General features: G+C 55.6%; 15 protein-coding genes. 6 read left to right on the forward strand and 9 right to left on the reverse strand.

Annotated features, from left to right (window positions below; genetic code table 11):
- Positions 1–8: 8 nt before the first annotated feature.
- Positions 9–128: a lipoprotein gene (locus PTW35_RS17190; protein WP_281025965.1), complete on the reverse strand. Its 120-nt coding sequence runs from the start codon at positions 126–128 to the stop codon at positions 9–11.
- A gap of 78 nt (positions 129–206) precedes the next feature.
- Between PTW35_RS17190 and cyaY the strand changes: the two genes are divergently transcribed.
- Positions 207–518 carry an iron donor protein CyaY gene (cyaY, locus tag PTW35_RS17195; protein WP_281025966.1) on the forward strand — a complete coding sequence of 104 codons (312 nt, stop codon included), beginning with the start codon at positions 207–209 and terminating at the stop codon, positions 516–518.
- 79 nt (positions 519–597) lie between these two features.
- On the opposite strand, the gene PTW35_RS17200 is transcribed toward cyaY, so the two are convergent.
- On the reverse strand, positions 598–3,156 hold the full coding sequence (locus PTW35_RS17200; RefSeq protein WP_281025967.1) for a class I adenylate cyclase: 2,559 nt from the start codon (positions 3,154–3,156) through the stop codon (positions 598–600).
- A 410-nt stretch (positions 3,157–3,566) separates the two neighbouring features.
- On the opposite strand from PTW35_RS17200, the gene hemC reads away from it, so the two are divergent.
- The 4 genes from hemC to PTW35_RS17220 are packed head-to-tail and all read left to right on the forward strand — an operon-like array spanning position 3,567 to position 7,657.
- Positions 3,567–4,499 (forward strand): hydroxymethylbilane synthase, encoded by a 933-nt coding sequence (hemC, locus tag PTW35_RS17205; RefSeq protein ID WP_281025968.1) that lies wholly within the window; start codon positions 3,567–3,569, stop codon positions 4,497–4,499.
- Complete coding sequence (locus PTW35_RS17210; RefSeq protein WP_281025969.1) at positions 4,499–5,266, forward strand: uroporphyrinogen-III synthase; 768 nt, start codon at positions 4,499–4,501, stop codon at positions 5,264–5,266. Before hemC ends, PTW35_RS17210 begins: the two co-directional genes overlap by 1 nt.
- A complete protein-coding gene (gene hemX, locus PTW35_RS17215) occupies positions 5,259–6,473 on the forward strand; it encodes a uroporphyrinogen-III C-methyltransferase (protein ID WP_281025970.1) in 1,215 nt (404 codons plus the stop codon). Before PTW35_RS17210 ends, hemX begins: the two co-directional genes overlap by 8 nt.
- Complete coding sequence (locus PTW35_RS17220) at positions 6,470–7,657, forward strand: heme biosynthesis HemY N-terminal domain-containing protein (RefSeq protein WP_281025971.1); 1,188 nt, start codon at positions 6,470–6,472, stop codon at positions 7,655–7,657. The genes hemX and PTW35_RS17220 overlap by 4 nt, the downstream gene beginning before the upstream one ends.
- A 352-nt stretch (positions 7,658–8,009) precedes the next feature.
- Here PTW35_RS17220 and PTW35_RS17225 read toward each other — a convergent pair whose 3' ends face one another.
- The 3 genes from PTW35_RS17225 to PTW35_RS17235 form a co-directional block, all read right to left on the reverse strand.
- Entirely contained in the window at positions 8,010–8,483 is a 474-nt protein-coding gene (locus tag PTW35_RS17225) for a hypothetical protein (protein WP_281025972.1), read from the reverse strand.
- An 81-nt stretch (positions 8,484–8,564) separates the two neighbouring features.
- The gene (locus PTW35_RS17230; RefSeq protein ID WP_281025973.1) at positions 8,565–9,335 is read right to left on the reverse strand and encodes a class I SAM-dependent methyltransferase; all 771 of its coding nucleotides are present in this window, start codon (positions 9,333–9,335) and stop codon (positions 8,565–8,567) included.
- Positions 9,336–9,395: 60 nt separating this feature from the next.
- Entirely contained in the window at positions 9,396–12,527 is a 3,132-nt protein-coding gene (locus tag PTW35_RS17235) for an EAL domain-containing protein (protein WP_281025974.1), read from the reverse strand.
- 136 nt (positions 12,528–12,663) lie between these two features.
- Here PTW35_RS17235 and asnC point away from each other — a divergent pair, with 136 nt between their 5' ends.
- Positions 12,664–13,125, forward strand: coding sequence for a transcriptional regulator AsnC (gene asnC, locus PTW35_RS17240; protein ID WP_039467038.1), 462 nt, complete (start codon positions 12,664–12,666; stop codon positions 13,123–13,125).
- A gap of 101 nt (positions 13,126–13,226) precedes the next feature.
- On the opposite strand, the gene hemB is transcribed toward asnC, so the two are convergent.
- The 4 genes from hemB to PTW35_RS17260 all read right to left on the reverse strand — a co-directional run bounded on the left by hemB (position 13,227) and on the right by PTW35_RS17260 (position 17,109).
- The gene (hemB, locus tag PTW35_RS17245) at positions 13,227–14,276 is read right to left on the reverse strand and encodes a porphobilinogen synthase (protein WP_281025975.1); all 1,050 of its coding nucleotides are present in this window, start codon (positions 14,274–14,276) and stop codon (positions 13,227–13,229) included.
- A gap of 49 nt (positions 14,277–14,325) precedes the next feature.
- On the reverse strand, positions 14,326–15,123 hold the full coding sequence (tatD, locus tag PTW35_RS17250; protein WP_281025976.1) for a 3'-5' ssDNA/RNA exonuclease TatD: 798 nt from the start codon (positions 15,121–15,123) through the stop codon (positions 14,326–14,328).
- 63 nt (positions 15,124–15,186) lie between these two features.
- A complete protein-coding gene (locus PTW35_RS17255; RefSeq protein ID WP_281025977.1) occupies positions 15,187–16,128 on the reverse strand; it encodes an ABC transporter permease in 942 nt (313 codons plus the stop codon).
- Positions 16,129–16,131: 3 nt separating this feature from the next.
- Entirely contained in the window at positions 16,132–17,109 is a 978-nt protein-coding gene (locus tag PTW35_RS17260) for an ABC transporter permease (RefSeq protein ID WP_281025978.1), read from the reverse strand.
- Positions 17,110–17,122 lie beyond the last annotated feature (13 nt).

A 17,122-nucleotide genomic window follows, 5' to 3' on the forward strand; every position in this document is an offset into this window, starting at 1 on the left:
TGAACCGTTTATTGATCGTTTTGCTGTCGCTGCTCGCTACCATCAGGCATGTACAGTGGCCCACTCTGACCACAGCCGGTGAGGGCCAGTACGCCCAACACCAAAATTGCTAATAAACCTTTACGCATTTTTGAAAGCCAGTGATTATCATTTCATTGCCCTCTATAATCGCACCCACACTAGGAAAAGCAATAGGACGATCGGGGATGAATGATACAGAATTTCATAAGTTAGCAGATGAAGTGCTGATGAGCATCGAAGAAGGCATCGACGAATCCGGTGCCGATATCGAATACGAGACCACTGGCAACGTACTGACGCTGGAGTTTGAAAACCGCAGCCAAATCGTTATCAACCGCCAAGAGCCACTGCACGAGATCTGGCTGGCGTCGAAATCTGGTGGCTACCACTTCAAATACCAAGATGGCGAGTGGCGCTGCACCCGCAGCGGTAACGAGCTGATCGCCCTGGTCAAGCAAGAATGCTCACTGCACGCCGGCGAAGCTGTCGACTGGTAATCGAGACCAGCAGATAGCCCCAACAAAAAGCGGAAGCCTAGGCTTCCGCTTTGTTTTTCTGTGTTTTATTGCCGATGTCTTAGCGCGTCATATTGGCGTTCATCAGCGGCTGCGGTGTCACCACCGGACGGCGCGACGGCTGCTGGCCGCTCTTGTACGGCAGCACCTGCGGCTCGCCTTTCTCACTGTGAACAATGTCGTAGAACTGCGGCAGGTTAAAGTTGATAAAGTTAGCACTATAGCTGAAACGATCGTGGGCCGAGGTATAAAAGCGGTTCACCCCATGGACCATTTCGTCCTTGTCGCCGCTGCACTGGCGGTATACCTCAATCCGGTTCGACTCATCCAGGATATAGATATTGAAACCCGAATCGCAGTCCTCGAAGAAGAACTGGATCAGGCCTTCGCTGGCGTAGGCATCAACAATTTCCGGCGGATGCGGCTCATCGGTCTTGCCCATCACCAGGTTGGCCGAGCCGAGCAGCTTGTTGGTCGAGATACAGCTGTAGAAATCAACCGAGTTTTCCAGCTTCTGCACCGATACGCCGCGGCGCTCGAAGAACAGACCGTGGGTCTGGCGGGCAATCCGGATCGCCTTGAAGCGGCGGCGCTTCTCCTGCTCAACCGGCTTGAGGCGCATCTCGATACATTCGGCCACCAGCTGGTATACCAAGTTACGGATCAAGCCACGCATATGCTTGCTGTAACAAAATACGTCCACCGACTCCGGCGGCAGCGCATCCTGGTGCATCTTACCCAATACCGTCTTCAACGCGTCGAGCATGGCGCTGTCACCGGTGAAGTTAAGGGTACGAACTTCGTTCCACGAGTTGCGGTATACCAGATCGACACTGCCGACCAGACACATCTGGTCCGGGCCATAGCTGAAAATGTCGGTGTTCTTGAAATCGAATTTCACCGAGCGGTTGCGGAGCCGGGTAGTCGGATCGTTTTCCAGGTTGATGAACAACCCCAGCTGGCGAATTTCACACGGGCTCGACAGCGCCTGCAAGCTTGGTTGCGGGCGGCGGATCGGGAACGTGTTACGGATGTCACTGACCAGTTGGTAGAGCTTGTCGATGTCCACCGCCGAATTGCGCACCACACTGTGCAAACAGGTCGATTCGGTCAGCAGGCCGTTGAAGTAGGCCCAGGCCACTAGCTTGCTGAGATAGCGGTTATGCTCCAATGCCGGGCGGCCCATAATGGCGAACGGATCCAGTGACTGCTTGTAGAGGTACCAGCCCGCGGTATTGGTCCGGCCGGCAGGCACCTGGATCAGGCTCAAATCCTGCTCGTGCAAGTCCGGAGACAACTGCGGGTTGAGCAGGGTCACCTTACCCGGCAGCACCTCGAAAGCCGCATACAGCTTGCGAGCCAGAATACTGATGTCTTCCGGGCTGATCGCCGAAGTAATGTTATTGCGGCGGGCAAAACGGATCAGGTTACGGTAACTCAGCATCAACGCATCGAGCAGCTCGTTGTGCGCGCTCTTGACCTGCTCGACCTTCCAGTCGCGGCGGCGATCGAGCTCAAGCAGCACTTCTTGCGGCCACTGCCATTCGCTGGTCAATTCCTGCAACACCTTGCGTCGCCACGGCACCGAGCCCGAAGCCGGCTCGCGGGTCAGCTTTTCATGGGTCTTGAGGTAGAAGCAGCGGCGGACCAAATCCAGGCGGCGGTGATCGTCGATACGCTCAAGGTAACGGGTCACCTTCTCCAGCATCAGGTAATAGGCATCCATGCAGAACTCGGTGCGGTCTATGGCAAAAAAGCGCCGTTTACCGTCTACGCTGAGCAGCTGGGTATGCGGGTATTCCCAGGAATAGGCTTCAAGCAGAATCGCTTTCAATACCGACTTGTAAGGCGAATCGATACTTTTGTAGAGCTGCCACAAACTAGAGCCAAAGTACTCCTCGGCAGGAATGCGCGACAGACCGCCGAAATCAATCCACTCATCACGATGGATATACCCGCCATTTTCGAGATAGCAGATGTAGTCATCGTAACACTCCTCCATTTCCGGCGGCACCATAAACCACAGCAGGCGCTGGCCAGCCAAGTTGACCGCCGAGCGGTAGAACTCGTCAAGCAGCAACAAATGCTGGCTCGAGCCACAGTTTTCACCGGTCATCTGCTCGGAGAAATTGTCACGGAATCGGTTTTCGTCGATCAGGAAGAAGTTTGCCTCGACCCCCTGGGACAGCGCCCACTCGGAGATCACCGCACACTTGGCTTCCAGAGGCTGGCGGCTTTCAGCCGGCAGATCAGTCCGGATACAGACCCAGATATCAAGATCGCTGGTCAGGCTCTGGCCCAGTGAGGCGGTACTGCCCATCGCATAGAGCCCTTGGATAGGGAAAATATCAACAGCAGGAGGAGAAATTGGGGTAGCACAAGCCAAGCCACAGTCATCGATCAACTGTTGCTGCTGCTCGGTGGCAGTGAAGGACGCAATCCCCACCGGCACGTCCTGATCGAGATAACCAGGTACCGCAGGGTGATTATAGTGAAGTAGAACCGGCAGCAGGTTAAAAACCTGCACTGACTGCGGAGTCATGGCGGCACGCGCACGCTCGAGTCTTAGCTCGTTGAGCTGATCCAATCTACCTTTAAGCGTTTCGATATAATTTTGCAAATTACTCTTCCAAGAGCTACCAGCTTGAGAGCGGCCCAAATCTTGTCATTAAAGCGGTTGAGATGGCTCGACCTAGGAGTAAAAACGTGATCAATCTAACAGTTTTTGTATTAACCGTAAAGATAATGCCGTTTTATGACAAGTTATGAATGGACTGAAATGTTGCCAGCTGACCTTTCCGTAGTCACCTTCCCTCAAACTAGTACAAGTTCACCGATCCGCCAATTTACTGGCAAGCATCTGCATTTCGCCGAGGGGTTATGTGACTAATATCACATTAATTGCAGTTTATATCAAGACAATACTGCCTCAACGCACTCGCCGCGACACATCAATTACCATCCCTGCCGAGTAATGGTAGGATTAGGTGCAATAATGATAGTGCCAACTGAATATGTGGATCCGACCCTATGACCGATACCCCAATCCGTATTGCCACGCGTAAAAGCCCATTGGCTATGTGGCAAGCCGAATTTGTCAAAGCTGCCCTGGAGCAAGCCCACCCGGGCCTGCAAGTCGAACTGGTACCTATGGTCACCAAAGGCGATGTGATCCTCGATACCCCGCTCGCCAAAGTGGGTGGCAAGGGGCTATTTGTCAAAGAGCTGGAAGTCGCCATGCTCGAAGGCCGTGCCGATATCGCGGTGCATTCGATGAAAGATGTCCCGGTAGAATTCCCTGAGGGGCTGGGGCTTGTCACCATCTGTGAACGTGAGGACCCACGCGATGCCTTCGTGTCCAACCGTTATGACAACCTCGCGCAGCTGCCAGCAGGCGCAGTCGTCGGTACCTCGAGCCTGCGCCGCCAGTGCCAGCTTCGTGCCCAGCGCCCAGATCTGGTGGTCAAAGATCTGCGCGGCAACGTCAACACCCGCCTGCGCAAGCTTGATGACGGCGAGTATGATGCCATTATCCTAGCTTGCGCGGGCCTCAAACGCCTGGAGATGGAAGACCGTATCCGTGATGCCATCGCACCGGAAACCAGCCTGCCAGCTGTCGGGCAAGGGGCGGTCGGCATTGAATGCCGCCTTGATGACGAACGAGTCCGCCAGTTACTCGATGCATTGAACCACCAGGATACCGCCACCCGCGTGTTGTGCGAACGCGCCATGAACAACCGCCTGCAGGGTGGCTGCCAGGTGCCAATCGGCAGCTACTCCGTGCTAGAAGGCGATCAAATCTGGCTTCGCGCCCTGGTCGGTGAGCCAGACGGCAGCGAAATTGTCCGTGGCGAAATCCGCGGCCACCGCGAAGATGCCGAGCAATTGGGTATCCAGTTGGCCGATCAGCTCTTGGCTGATGGCGCCAAGGCTATCCTCGACGAGCTATACGGCAACGCCTGATGACGGTACTGATCACCCGCCCGGCACCGGAATGCCATCAATTAACCCAGCAGCTCAATGCCGCGGGGATCAGCGCCATTGCCCAGCCCCTGCTGGAAATTCAGCCGGGGCAGCAACTGCAAGCCTTACCCAACGCCCTCTCACAGCTACAAAATGGTGATTTCCTGATTGCCGTCAGTGTTCACGCAGCCAACCTAGCGCACAATTACATGATGTCGGTAGGTGCCAGCTGGCCAAAAAACGTGCATTATATAGCAGTCGGCCAAAAAACCGCCGCAGCGTTGCAAGGCTATACCGGACAAGCGGTCCTGACCCCGTCCGAGCGCTGCGACAGTGAGGGGCTGTTAGCCTTGCCCGTCTTATCTGATGTGGCAGGGCGGCGAGTGCTTATCCTGCGCGGCAATGGCGGGCGCGAGTTGATCTACCAGCGCCTGTGCCACGGCGGGGCCGAGGTCTCCTATTGCGAGACTTACCAGCGCTGCTGGTTGCCGCTTGATGGCCCGGCCCTGAGCCAGTCTTGGCAACAGGCCGATGTTGACACCCTGGTGGTGACCAGTGGTGAGCAACTTGACCAGTTAGTCAAGCTCATACCAGACAACGCCAAGGCTTGGTTTCTTAACTGCCAGCTATTCGTACCAAGCCAGCGAATCGCCGATCAAGCCCTCGGGCTTGGTTTTCGTTTAATTTCCAATGTGGGAAGTGCGGCCAATGGTCCACTATTCACGACCCTAAGCAAAATAGGCACGATGGGAAAATCGGATGACTGATAAAAAAACCAATAATGAGACCCCTGCAGATAAGCAACAATCCGCAGCAAACAATACTAACAAGCAAGGACGAGCCAGTGCCAAGGCACAGGCGCCAAAACCAGCCCCTGCCAAACAAGCTAACGCAGAGCAGCCGGAACCAGCGGCAGCCGCACCAGCCAATCAGCCAACCGAAAAACAGGGTGGCAGCAAAACCGGCGCTGTAGCTATCGCCTTGGTCATTGCACTTGGTGCCGGCCTTTACTACCACGGCCACCAACAGACCCAGACCCAGAACAGCCAAATGGCGGCCCTGCAGCAAGAAATCTCCCAGCTTCAATCACAGCTTCAGTCATCTCTCAAAGCGTCCCAGCAAGAAACCCTGAGCCAGGTCAACTCCAGCCTGCAGCGTACCGAAACCTCGCTCGATCAGCAGGAAAAGTCGATCACCGGCTTGCAGATGGCACTGGCTGAAATGAAAGGCCGCCGTCCGAACGACTGGCTCCTGGCGGAAGCGGATTATCTGGTCAAGATGGCAGGCCGCAAGCTGTGGCTTGAGCATGACACGGTCAGTGCCACTATTCTGCTCGAATCCGCCGATCACCGTATCGCTGAACTCAACGACCCAAGCCTAACCCCGATCCGCCAGGCAATGCACACCGATATCACGGCCCTGAAAGCCGTCGCCCGGGTTGATCGCGATGGCCTTGTCTTGCGCCTGACCAGCCTCCAGCAAGAAATTGGCAAGCTACCGCTGGCCAATGCTGTCCTACCTGAGGCCGAGGCGGTTGAGACCACCGAGGTCTCGGCATCTATCGACGACTGGAAACAGAACCTGATGACCTCACTGAAAAACTTCAGTGACCACTTCATCACCTACCGCAAGCGTGATGGCAGCGTGATCCCACTGCTCACGCCTAAGCAGGATTTCTACCTACAGGAAAACATCAAGTCCAAGCTGGAAACCGCGATCAAATCGGTTTACCGCGAGCAGGGCGAGCTGTACACCACGTCACTGGCGATGGCCAAAGACTGGGCGGAGCAGTTCTATGATATGGAAGATCCTGCGGTTCAGAGCTTCATCAGCACGCTAGAGGCCCTCGGCCAGGAAAACATCGAGGCCGACTATCCGAGCAAGCTGCAGTCACAGGCACTGATCACCGACACCATCAGTGAACGCCTACGCCAGCAGGTAAAACCGCTTAGCACAGAGGAGAATCCGGCATGATCAAACTGCTATTGCTGGTTGCCGCCCTGATCGCCGGTATCGTGGTCGGCCCGATGCTGGCCGGAAACCAAGGCTATGTGCTGATTTCAGCGGCTAACCAAACGGTGGAAATGAGCCTGACGACCCTTATCATCCTCGTGGTGGTCTTGTTCGGGGCTTTTTTCCTGCTGGAGAACATCCTCAAGCGCCTGTTCTCGCTGGGTAGCTCGACCCGCGGCTGGTTCTCGGGCCGCAAGACCCGTAAGGCCCGCCTGCAGACTTCTGAAGGCCTGACCAAGGTCATCGAGGGCGACTGGAAACAGGCCGAGAAATTGGTGGTCAAGTCAGCCAAGCACAGCGACGCCCCGCTGCTGAACTACCTGGCCGCCGCCGAAGCCGCACAAGGCCAAGGCGATGCCAGCCAGCGTGACGAATACCTGAAGCTAGCTTCTGAAATCGACGGCCAGAGCCTGGCTGTCGCCCTGACCCGAGCCAAGCTCCAGTTCCGCCAGCAGCAGTTCGAGCAGGCCGTCGCAACCCTGCAGGATATCAAGCGCGACCACGGCCGCAACCCAGTGCTGCTGACCCTGCTCAAAGACTGCTACATTCGCCTGGAAGACTGGAAACCTCTGCTGGCCCTGCTGCCTCAGCTAGAAAAAGCCGGGATCGTCGATATCGAGGAAGCCGCCAAACTCGAAGCCAAGGCAGAGTGCGGTATCATGCACCACATTGCCAAGCAGCAAGGCAGCGAAGGCCTGATGGGCCACTGGAACAGCCTGAGCCGCAAAACCAAGGCTCGCCCGGATCTCATTGCCTGTTTCGTCAAGCTGATGAGCCAGTACAACGCCGACAGCGAAGCGTACACCGTGCTGCGTGATGCACTGAAGAAGAACAATGACGAGTCGCTGATCAACCTTGTCCCTGCCCTAAAACTGGCAGACAACCACCCGGCCATCGTTCGCCTGCAGGATTTGCTGCGCTACGACAGCAGCAACCCGAGCACCCACAGTGCACTGGGCCAGCTGTTCATGCGTGAAGGCAAGCTAGAACAGGCCAAGGAGCATTTCGAGAAAGCAATCGCCCTACGCAGCGATGTGGCTGACTATGGCTACCTGGTGGAAGTGATGGAGCAGCTCGATGACAAGCAAGGCGCCGCCGAGTTGTCGCGCCAAGCTCTGACCTTAGCGCTGCCCGCCAAAAGTTAACACAGAGGCAACATAACATTTAGCAATCAAAAAGCACCCGAAAGGGTGCTTTTTTATACCTAAAAGCAATAGATTATGTGTCCTATTTCGGATAATTGTTTCCATTTGTTAACAGGCGTTTCAACCTATATCCATCCCATTGCTAGCATTTTGTAAACAGGTTTCAATAGGGGTTCACGTTGCTCAACAGATGGATACTTAACTATGGAACTGCTTCCTGCGTTAATCGTTTCTGGCATCATTGTTTCTGTGATCACCTGCCTGATGACAGCGGTACTGATCAAAGAATCATAATTGCCCAGAACAAAAAAACCTCCGCCAGGAGGTTTTTTTATGCCCGTGTATTTACCGGCTAGCTCGACGCTTGGGCCTTTTCCAGTGCTTTTTGGTAACGGCGGGCCGTCTTCATCGCCTTGTTCAACTGCTTCTTCTGTTTTTTCGCCAGTTTCTTAATTTTTTTCAACTGCTTGGCTTTTTTCCTAGCCTCTTTGCGGCTCGCAGCCACCGCCGGGTGCGCGGCAACGACAAGGGCTGGCGTATCTAGCTCGGTTACCAAGGCTGCCGCCTGTACCGCTCCTGATGGCAGCGGCCCCGCTTTCGGCAGCTTGGATACGGTGGCCGTCTCCACCGACGTCAGGCTCGGCTTCACGACGTGGGTCATCTCGGTCGGCCGCTTCAAGGCACTAGGCTTACAGAGGTAACTTTTCTCGGAAGCAACGCGAGCGCAGCTACTGCACATATAGTTGGCGGTGCTGACCATCCGGCTGATGGTAGAAAACTGCGCCGCGATCTCAACCCGGCGGTATTTACATAACGACTTTGCCATTCCCTCGCCTCCAGCAGTCCGGCCTCACCCAGCCGGGGTAATTATTCTCATTTACAATATACCGTCGTCGTCTGAGGATCGCTACTTCATCGCCGCCTTCACATACACATCGAAGCGGTTTTTCTTGGTTTCAATCGCCGTTGAAGGCTTTTGCCCTGCCAAAAATTCAGCATAATCGGGACGCTTGACGACCACCCGCTTAGTGGCCAGCGCCAATGCCGGCGCAAGCAGATCATCGGCATCGAGGTCGGCACCGACCAGGGTCTGGAACACCCGCATTTCCTTTTTGACCAAAGCCGATTTCTTTTTGTGCGGATACATAGGGTCCAGATAGACCACGTCCGGTGCCACAAAATCAGGATCAGCCGCCAGCTGCTCCAGGGCATTATGGCTCGAGGCATGTAGCAAGGTCATCCGCTCGCTGATCCAGTCGCCAATTTCGCTATCGGCCTTGGCACGGGATAAACCATCATCCAGCAACGCCGCCACCACCGGGTGGCGCTCAACCATCTGTACCTTACAGCCCAGCGAGGCCAAGACAAACGCATCACGCCCCAAGCCTGCGGTACCGTCAACCACCGTTGGCGTGACACCGCCCTTGAGGCCGACCGCTTTGGCGATCGCCTGGCCGCGGCCGCCGCCAAACTTGCGCCGGTGCGCCACCGCGCCACCAGCCAGGTCAACATACACCGCCCCCAGCTTAGGCTCGTCAAGCTTGCGCAGCTCCAACCGCTCAGCCGTCAGTACCAACGCAAACAGGCTATCTGGATCATGGGATAGCCCCCAGCGTTCAGCCAGCAAATCAAGTTCAGGTTGACGTTCAGGGGACTCACAAATTAAAGCTAGTTGCACACGCACACTCCGGAAAAAACATTGCCTGCCGGCCAAACACGACAGGCATTAAGCGGCGGATTATACCACCTCTTCACGCCGGCTCAATTGAGCCACCAACTGGGGAAGTGGCAGGGGACGGCCGAATAAATAGCCCTGGGCGTAATCCACCCCCAGCTCGCCGAGCTTGGCAAGGATGGCCTCGTTCTCGACAAACTCCGCCACCGTCTGTTTACCCATCTTCTTGGCCAGCTCGTTGATCGCTTTTACCATGGCGAAATCCACTTCATCGTCGGCAATATCACGGACGAACATGCCATCGATCTTGATGATATCGACCGGCATTCTCTTCAAGTAACCAAACGATGACAGCCCAGAGCCAAAGTCATCGAGCGAAATCCGGCACCCCAGCTCCTTGAGCAGGGTAAATGAGCGGATCGCTTCGCTCATGTTGCCAATCGCCGCCGTTTCGGTAATTTCCAAACACAGCTTGTGCGCCGGTATGGAGGAGTGACGGATTTTATCCTGTAGAAAATGGACAAAATCGCGATCGCCGATTGACTGCCCTGACAAGTTGACGGCGCACATATCCAAGGCATTCACCGCCCCCGGGTTGGCCTCCAGCCAGTCAATCACCGCGCAGACCACATAGCGGTCAATGCGGTGGGCCAGGTTGTAGCGCTCGGCCGCTGGCATAAATAAGCCCGGCGAAATCATTTCGCCATCATCGTTGCGGATCCGCACCAAAATTTCATAGTGGTGGCCCTGGCTGCTCGAACACAGTGGGGCAATCGGCTGGGCGTAGAGCTCCAGCCGCTGCTCGGACAGCGCCCGCCGGAGCAGGCTGACACACTCCATTTCCAACTCTCGCCGACGCAACTCCTCGTCATCCGGATGGTAGACATGCAGCCGGTTGCGACCTTCATCCTTGGCGGCATAGCACGCGGTATCGGCCTGGGCATGGACCTGCTGGGTCGATCCGGCCGTCTCATCAATCATCCGCAGGCCAATCGAGGCGCTGAAGCTAAAGCGGGCAGTCTGCCAGTAAAACTCACTCTCTTCGAGCAGCTGTAAGATCTCACGGCCAAAGGCAACAGCTTCGGCCAACTGACAATCGGTCAGGATCACAGCAAATTCATCGCCGCCGAGGCGGGCCAGGACCGCCCGCGCGGGGGTGATCTCCTGGAGCATCAATGCAACCTGCTTGAGCGCCTCATCACCCGCTTCATGGCCGGCGGTATCATTGATGATCTTGAACTGGTCCAAATCAATATACAGCATAGCATGCTGGGCCTGGCGTTCTCGGGACTCTGCCAGTGCCTTCTCAAGCGACTGCTCGAAGTGGTTGCGGTTGTACAGATCGGTCAAGTAATCATGGCAAGCCTGGTAGGCGAGTTGCTCTTCCAGCTCACGGGTCGAGGAAATGTCTTCACCGACCACCAGCAACTGGCGATTTTGCGCCTGGCGAATCGTCTCGCGGATCCATACCGTGCGACCATCGGCACAGCAGTAGCGCAGCTGGCGCCGCCATACCCGATGGCCCGCACTGTCCAGTGCCGAGCTGATATAGCATTGCGGGACAGGCTCATCCCCCTCATAGAAGCTGGCAATCTTGTGACCGAGCAAATCACGCTTGCTGTAGCCCAGCAGATCGGCGGCAAACTGATTGACCGATTGGATACGGGACTGGCGATCGACGGTCAGCAACATGACCGGCTGCTGCTCGTAGAGCAGGCGGTAGCTTGCCTCGCGCTCGCGCAGCTTTTCTTCCATCTGGTGACGTGCCGTCACATCGCGAGCCTCGAGCAGCAGCTGCACCTCGCCACTTTCATCTGCCGGCATTCGCTTAATCACAATATCCAACATCCGGCTGCCATCTTCATGGCTCTGGATATCAATTTCCATCCGCACCGGCTGGCTGCAGGCTTGCGCGACCGCCCGGCTCAGTTTGAGGGCAGCCTCAGGGCTCCAGCAATACCACCGCCAAAGTGGCCGGTCATATTTCACCACCGCACGACCGACCAGCTCATGCAAAGCCAAGTTGCCCGAAACCAGCATGCCAGCCCGGTCGAAAATCCCGATAAACTGGAAGCTCTGATCAAACACCCCCTCGAACAACGCCCTGCTCTGCTGCAGGCGCCGCTCACCTTTGCGCAGCCTTCGGATCATCATCACCAGCAAGGCAATCACCCCGCCCATTACGCTCAGGGCGACGGTCAGTACCCGAATTTCATTCTGGTAACGGTGGAACCAGCTCTGGGGCTGGTTGATGATGAGCGTTTCATTGTTATCTATTTCCAGTCCCCAGCGGACCACCTCGGCATAATCAAAAATCTCTTTGCCGTTACTACGGATGAACGTCGGGTATCGCGTGATCTTGCCATCCAGCAGCTTAACCAGCATGGCTCCGATCTGGCGCCCCTTTTCATGGCCTCCCAGCATCACACCGCCGACGACACCGTGCTCGAGCATGTATTTGTAGGAGGCGTACACCGGCGCCGAAGCACGGGCCGTTAACTGCTCTAGGAAGTCACCGCTGTCCATGTAATTGCCGCGGCTGTCCTGGAAGTAGCTCAGAAACAAAATAGCCGAGCGAGGAGGCAGCGCCTCACTGGCGGCCAGTACCGAGTCAAAACTCCCCTCCTGGATCCTAACCACTTCAAGGTTGAGAAAATTATCCGCAAGAAAGTCACTGATCCCCTTCCACAGAACCCGCCCGGTAACGGTCTTGTCAGCCAAAACATACATGGTTTGCAGATCCGGCTGAACCGACAGTGCCAGATTGATGTTGGCGGCGGCATCGGTCTGGTCGAGAATGCCTATGACATTTTTCAATCGACTGTGCTTATCGGGGTGATAGTCATTAATCCCAGCCAAAATGACCGGCGTCTCGCCGACTTCATTTGACAGCTGGTTGATCAGCCACAAGGCATTATCATCCGTCACCACAATCGCCCGGTACTCTTCCCGCAGCAGCTTGGTACGGTAAATATCCAGCAGCTCTTTGAGGTAAGCCGGGGACTGGTAGCGTTTGCTGTCCATATAATTGACATGCAATGACACCCCCTGCGCACTGGCCACCGACTCCAGGCCAGCCTGGATACCATCGGTCCAACGCATCCCCTTATGGTAGGAGTGGACCACCAAGGTGTCATAGGCCGATGCCTTAAGGGGTAACCAGCTGAGAAGAAACAAAAGAGCAATCAAGCGCATAAAGATCGGGAGTCCTGTCTGTCAGGTTCGGGGCGTTAGCAAGCCTGCATGTATTTTTTGAATATAATTTAGCGACATAGCGAGGCGACAGTATAAGATATGAGCAAGCACGTATAAACCAAGGATTGCTTCTACCATGACCAGCCAGATTCGAATTGATGATCTCGACCGGGAAATCCTCAACACCCTGATGAATGATGCCCGCACCCCCTATGCCGAAATGGCCAAGCGGTTCAATGTCAGCCCGGCCACGGTCCATGTCCGGGTCGAAAAAATGCGTGCCGCCGAAATCATTACCGGTACCGAAGTGATCATTAACCCCAAGCTGCTCGGCTACGATGTGTGCTGTTTTATCGGCATTAACCTCAATGCGGCACGAGACTACCACTCGGCCCTGACCAAGCTCAACGAACTCGACGAGGTAGTCGAGGCCTATTACACCACCGGGGCATACAACATCTTCGTCAAGCTGATGTGCAAATCAATCGAAGAGTTGCAGTATGTACTGATCGACAAACTGCAGGCCATCGACGAGGTCCAATCGACCGAGACCCTGATCTCGCTCCAGAACCCCATCAACCGCAACGTCAAACCCTAGCGGCCGTCCCGGTTGCCAAAATAACAAAAAGGCCCGTGCTAATGCACAGGCCTTCGAATTCTTCAAGGGTAAGTAATAACTTACACTGCTAGCACTTCACGCTACTCACTCACCTTATCGAGTGCTGCCTGGCGGGCGGCGGCATCTTCTGCCAGCCACTCAGCAACCACTTTGGCGAAGTAGGTCAGGATGCCGTCGGCCCCCGCGCGCTTGAAGCACAGCAAGGACTCCATGACGGTTTCGCGCTCTTTGAGCCAACCGTTCTGGATCGCTGCCATGTGCATCGCATACTCGCCCGAGACCTGGTAAGCAAAGGTCGGCACCTGCAGCTCCGCTTTCACCCGGCGTACCACATCCAGGTAAGGCATACCCGGCTTGACCATCACCATGTCAGCGCCTTCGTTGACGTCCATCGCCACTTCATGCAGCGCTTCGTCGCTGTTGGCCGGATCCATCTGGTAGGTCTTCTTGTCACCGCCCTTAAGGTTGCCAGCCGAGCCGACCGCATCACGGAACGGGCCGTAGTAGTTAGACGCATACTTGGCAGAGTAAGCCATGATTTGGGTATGGACATAACCCGCTTCTTCCAGCGCTTCACGGATTGCACCGATACGGCCATCCATCATGTCCGACGGCGCAACAACATCAGCACCCGCTTCGGCATGGGACAGGGCCTGTTTGATCAGCACTTCGGTGGTGACATCATTCAGCACATAGCCGTCTTCATCGATGATGCCGTCCTGACCGTGGATGGTGAACGGATCGAGGGCAACATCGGTGATCACGCCCATCTGCGGCACATGCTCTTTGAGCAAGCGTACGGCACGCTGGACCAGCCCTTCTGGGTTGAACGCTTCTGCGGCACACACCGACTTGAAGTCTTGCGATACGACCGGGAACAAGGCTATCGCAGGGACACCCAACGTGGCCAGGTACTCCGCTTCCTGAAGCATCAGGTCAATAGACAGACGCTCGATCCCCGGCATGGAATCGACGGTTTCACGACGGTTCTTACCCATCAGGATAAACATCGGGTAAATCAGGTCATTCACAGAAATCTGATTTTCGGCCATTAAACGGCGGCTAAAATCATGCTTGCGCATGCGACGCATACGGCGTGCCGGAAACGCGCCCTGAATAGATACAGACACTGCATACTCCTTTTATGGGTTAAATCGCTTTATTGGGATCATATCACCCTCACTGTGCGGAAGGTGATCCGATTTTGAAAAATGCCTGGGTGGTAACATAAGCATTGGCCATCACCTGCTCGGCCTGTTGGCCGCGGCACTCGGCGATAACCGAGGCAATATGGGGGAGGAACTTGGGCTCATTGCGGCTCGATTTCGGCTTGGGGCGGTAATCTCGCGGCAACAGATAAGGGCAGTCAGTTTCCACCATCAGGCGGTTATCCGGGATATCACCGACGATCTCGCGCAGCTCGGTGCCACGGCGCTCATCGCATACCCAACCGGTGATACCAATGTGCAGATCCTGCGCCAGGCAGTCGCTCAGTTCCTGACGTGTTCCGGTGAAACAGTGCAGCACAGCAGCAGGAATCTTATCCCGCCATGGCTTGAGGATCGCCATAAAGCGCTCATGGGCATCGCGGCAATGCATGAACACCGGCATGTTCAGCTCAGCGGCCAATGCCAACTGGGCCTCGAACACCGCTTCTTGCTGTGGCCTTGGGGAGAAGTCACGGTTGAAATCAAGCCCGCATTCACCGATCGCCACGACTTCAGGGTGGGCTGCCAACTCACGGATCTCAGCCAATGCCAAATCCTGAACGCTCTTTGCATCATGGGGATGAACCCCGGCGGTACAGTAGGTATAGCCCGGCCACTGACGAGCCAGCGCCAGGGCCTGCTGACTTTCTTCGATACTGGTACCGGTAAGAACAAGGCCGTGGACACCCGCAGCTTTAGCACGAGCCACGACATCTTCGCGGTCTTTGTCGAACCGGCTATTAGTAAGGTTTACCCCGATATCAATCATCGTTGTTCCCACTCATTTTACAAGCAATGGGAACAACTTAATGAATATCGATACGTATTGCTATCACCCTTTGTAAATTTTCGGGTTGAACACATCCCGCAACCAGTCACCCAACAGGTTGATCACCAGCACCAAGGTGACCAATACCAGCCCTGGGAAGGCAGTGATCCACCATGAGCCGGAGAAGATGTAGTTAAAGCCGATACTGATCAACGAGCCCAGCGACGGCTGGTCAACCGGCAGACCCAGACCAAGAAAGGACAGGGCGGCCTCGGACATGATGGCGTTGGCCACCTGCACGGTCGAGATAACCAAAATTGGCGACAGGCAATTCGGCAAGATATGGCGGAACATGATCCGCGGAGCCTTGAAGCCCATGACCTTGGCTGCCTCAACGTACTCCTTCTTCTTCTCGGCCAGCACCGAAGCCCTCACGGTCCGCGCATACTGCGGCCATTCGGCAATACCGATGATCACCACCAGCATCACTACCGCATACTGGGCAAACAGCTCCGCCCCCAGCGCCGTGCGGAAGATCGCCGAGACAATAATTGCGACCATCATGGTCGAGAACGACAACTGGACATCGGCAAAACGCATCAGGAAACTGTCTACACGTCCGCCGTAGTAACCGGCGCTCAGGCCAATCACCACACCGAGCACCAACTGCAAACCTACGGCCAGCAGGCCGATAGTCAGTGACAGGCGCGAGCCGTACAGGATGGTCGAGAAGATATCGCGTCCCTGATCGTCAGTGCCGAGCAGGAAGCGGCTGTCGCCATCCTCCATCCACGAAGGCGGCAACTCAGAGTCCATGATATCGATAGACGTTAGATCATACGGGTTGGTCGGGGCGATAAGCGGTGCCAGCAACGCCGACACCGCAAACACCATGAATACCGCAAAGCTCAGCATCGCCACTTTGTCTTTACGGAAGTAATAGAGAAAATCAGACTGCTTGAAACGCTCCCAACGGCTTGGGGCAGCGACTGTGGTACTACTCATAACTTACTCTCCCTTGCCAGTCAGGTTTACAGTCGGGTTAACCAAGCCGTACAGCAGGTCAACAATGGTGTTGGTGACCACGAAGATCAGACCAACAAAAATGACATAGGCGGTGATCAGCGGGGTATCGACCCGGTTAATCGCCTCGAGGAACAAGAAACCGGTGCCCGGCCACTGGAACACCGTCTCGGTCAAGATGGTATAGGCGACCATGGTACCGATTTGAACCCCCCCCACCGTCAGTACCGGCAGCATGGTATTTTTCAGCGCATGCTGGTAATAAATCTTGTTCATCGCCAAGCCCTTGGCCTTGGCAAACTTAATGTATTCCGAGCTCAATACCTCCAGCATCTCGGAGCGTACCAAGCGGATAAACAGCGGCAGCATGATCGATGCCAGCGCGATACACGGCAGCACCAAGTGACGCAGGCCATCAAGGGTAAAGTAGCCCGACTCCCAGCCCAGAATATTGGCGGTTTCGCCCCGGCCGTAGGACGGCAGCCAGCCGAGCTCTATCGAAAACACATACATCAGCATAATCGCGGTCAGGAATACCGGGATCGAAATGCCAATACTACTGAAGGCCATCACGACCTTGGTAAAGAAACTGTTGGGGTGGATCGCCGAGTAGACCCCGAGCGGAATGGACACCACGATGATGATCAGGGTAGCCCCGAATACCAATTCCAGCGTGGCAACCAACTTGTCGAGGATCACCTCGGTCGCCGGGCGCTTGAAGAAATAAGACGTACCCAAGTCGCCTTGCACCGCATTAGCGACAAAACGGCTGTACTTGGTAATAAACGGATCGTTAAGACCCAGCTCGTCGCGAAGTTGTTGACGTTCAGCTTCTGATACCGACTGCCCCACCAGCTCTCGCAGCGGGTCGCCAAGGTTATCCTGAATGGCAAACGCCACCAGACTGATCACAAACATCACTATCAGTGCCTGAAACAGGCGCTTGACCAGAAACGTAAACATTCCCTGCCCCTTT

This window comes from Photobacterium sp. DA100, assembly GCF_029223585.1.
Lineage (GTDB): Bacteria > Pseudomonadota > Gammaproteobacteria > Enterobacterales > Vibrionaceae > Photobacterium.

What these genes read in the sequence shown, in the direction of transcription:
- PTW35_RS17190 (WP_281025965.1), bottom strand. Translation starts at nt 128, where the DNA reads ATGCGTAAAGGTTTATTAGCAATTTTGGTGTTGGGCGTACTGGCCCTC.
- cyaY (WP_281025966.1), top strand. Translation starts at nt 207, where the DNA reads ATGAATGATACAGAATTTCATAAGTTAGCAGATGAAGTGCTGATGAGC.
- hemC (WP_281025968.1), top strand. Translation starts at nt 3,567, where the DNA reads ATGACCGATACCCCAATCCGTATTGCCACGCGTAAAAGCCCATTGGCT.
- PTW35_RS17210 (WP_281025969.1), top strand. Translation starts at nt 4,499, where the DNA reads ATGACGGTACTGATCACCCGCCCGGCACCGGAATGCCATCAATTAACC.
- hemX (WP_281025970.1), top strand. Translation starts at nt 5,259, where the DNA reads ATGACTGATAAAAAAACCAATAATGAGACCCCTGCAGATAAGCAACAA.
- PTW35_RS17220 (WP_281025971.1), top strand. Translation starts at nt 6,470, where the DNA reads ATGATCAAACTGCTATTGCTGGTTGCCGCCCTGATCGCCGGTATCGTG.
- PTW35_RS17225 (WP_281025972.1), bottom strand. Translation starts at nt 8,483, where the DNA reads ATGGCAAAGTCGTTATGTAAATACCGCCGGGTTGAGATCGCGGCGCAG.
- PTW35_RS17235 (WP_281025974.1), bottom strand. Translation starts at nt 12,527, where the DNA reads ATGCGCTTGATTGCTCTTTTGTTTCTTCTCAGCTGGTTACCCCTTAAG.
- asnC (WP_039467038.1), top strand. Translation starts at nt 12,664, where the DNA reads ATGACCAGCCAGATTCGAATTGATGATCTCGACCGGGAAATCCTCAAC.
- tatD (WP_281025976.1), bottom strand. Translation starts at nt 15,123, where the DNA reads ATGATTGATATCGGGGTAAACCTTACTAATAGCCGGTTCGACAAAGAC.
- PTW35_RS17255 (WP_281025977.1), bottom strand. Translation starts at nt 16,128, where the DNA reads ATGAGTAGTACCACAGTCGCTGCCCCAAGCCGTTGGGAGCGTTTCAAG.
- PTW35_RS17260 (WP_281025978.1), bottom strand. Translation starts at nt 17,109, where the DNA reads ATGTTTACGTTTCTGGTCAAGCGCCTGTTTCAGGCACTGATAGTGATG.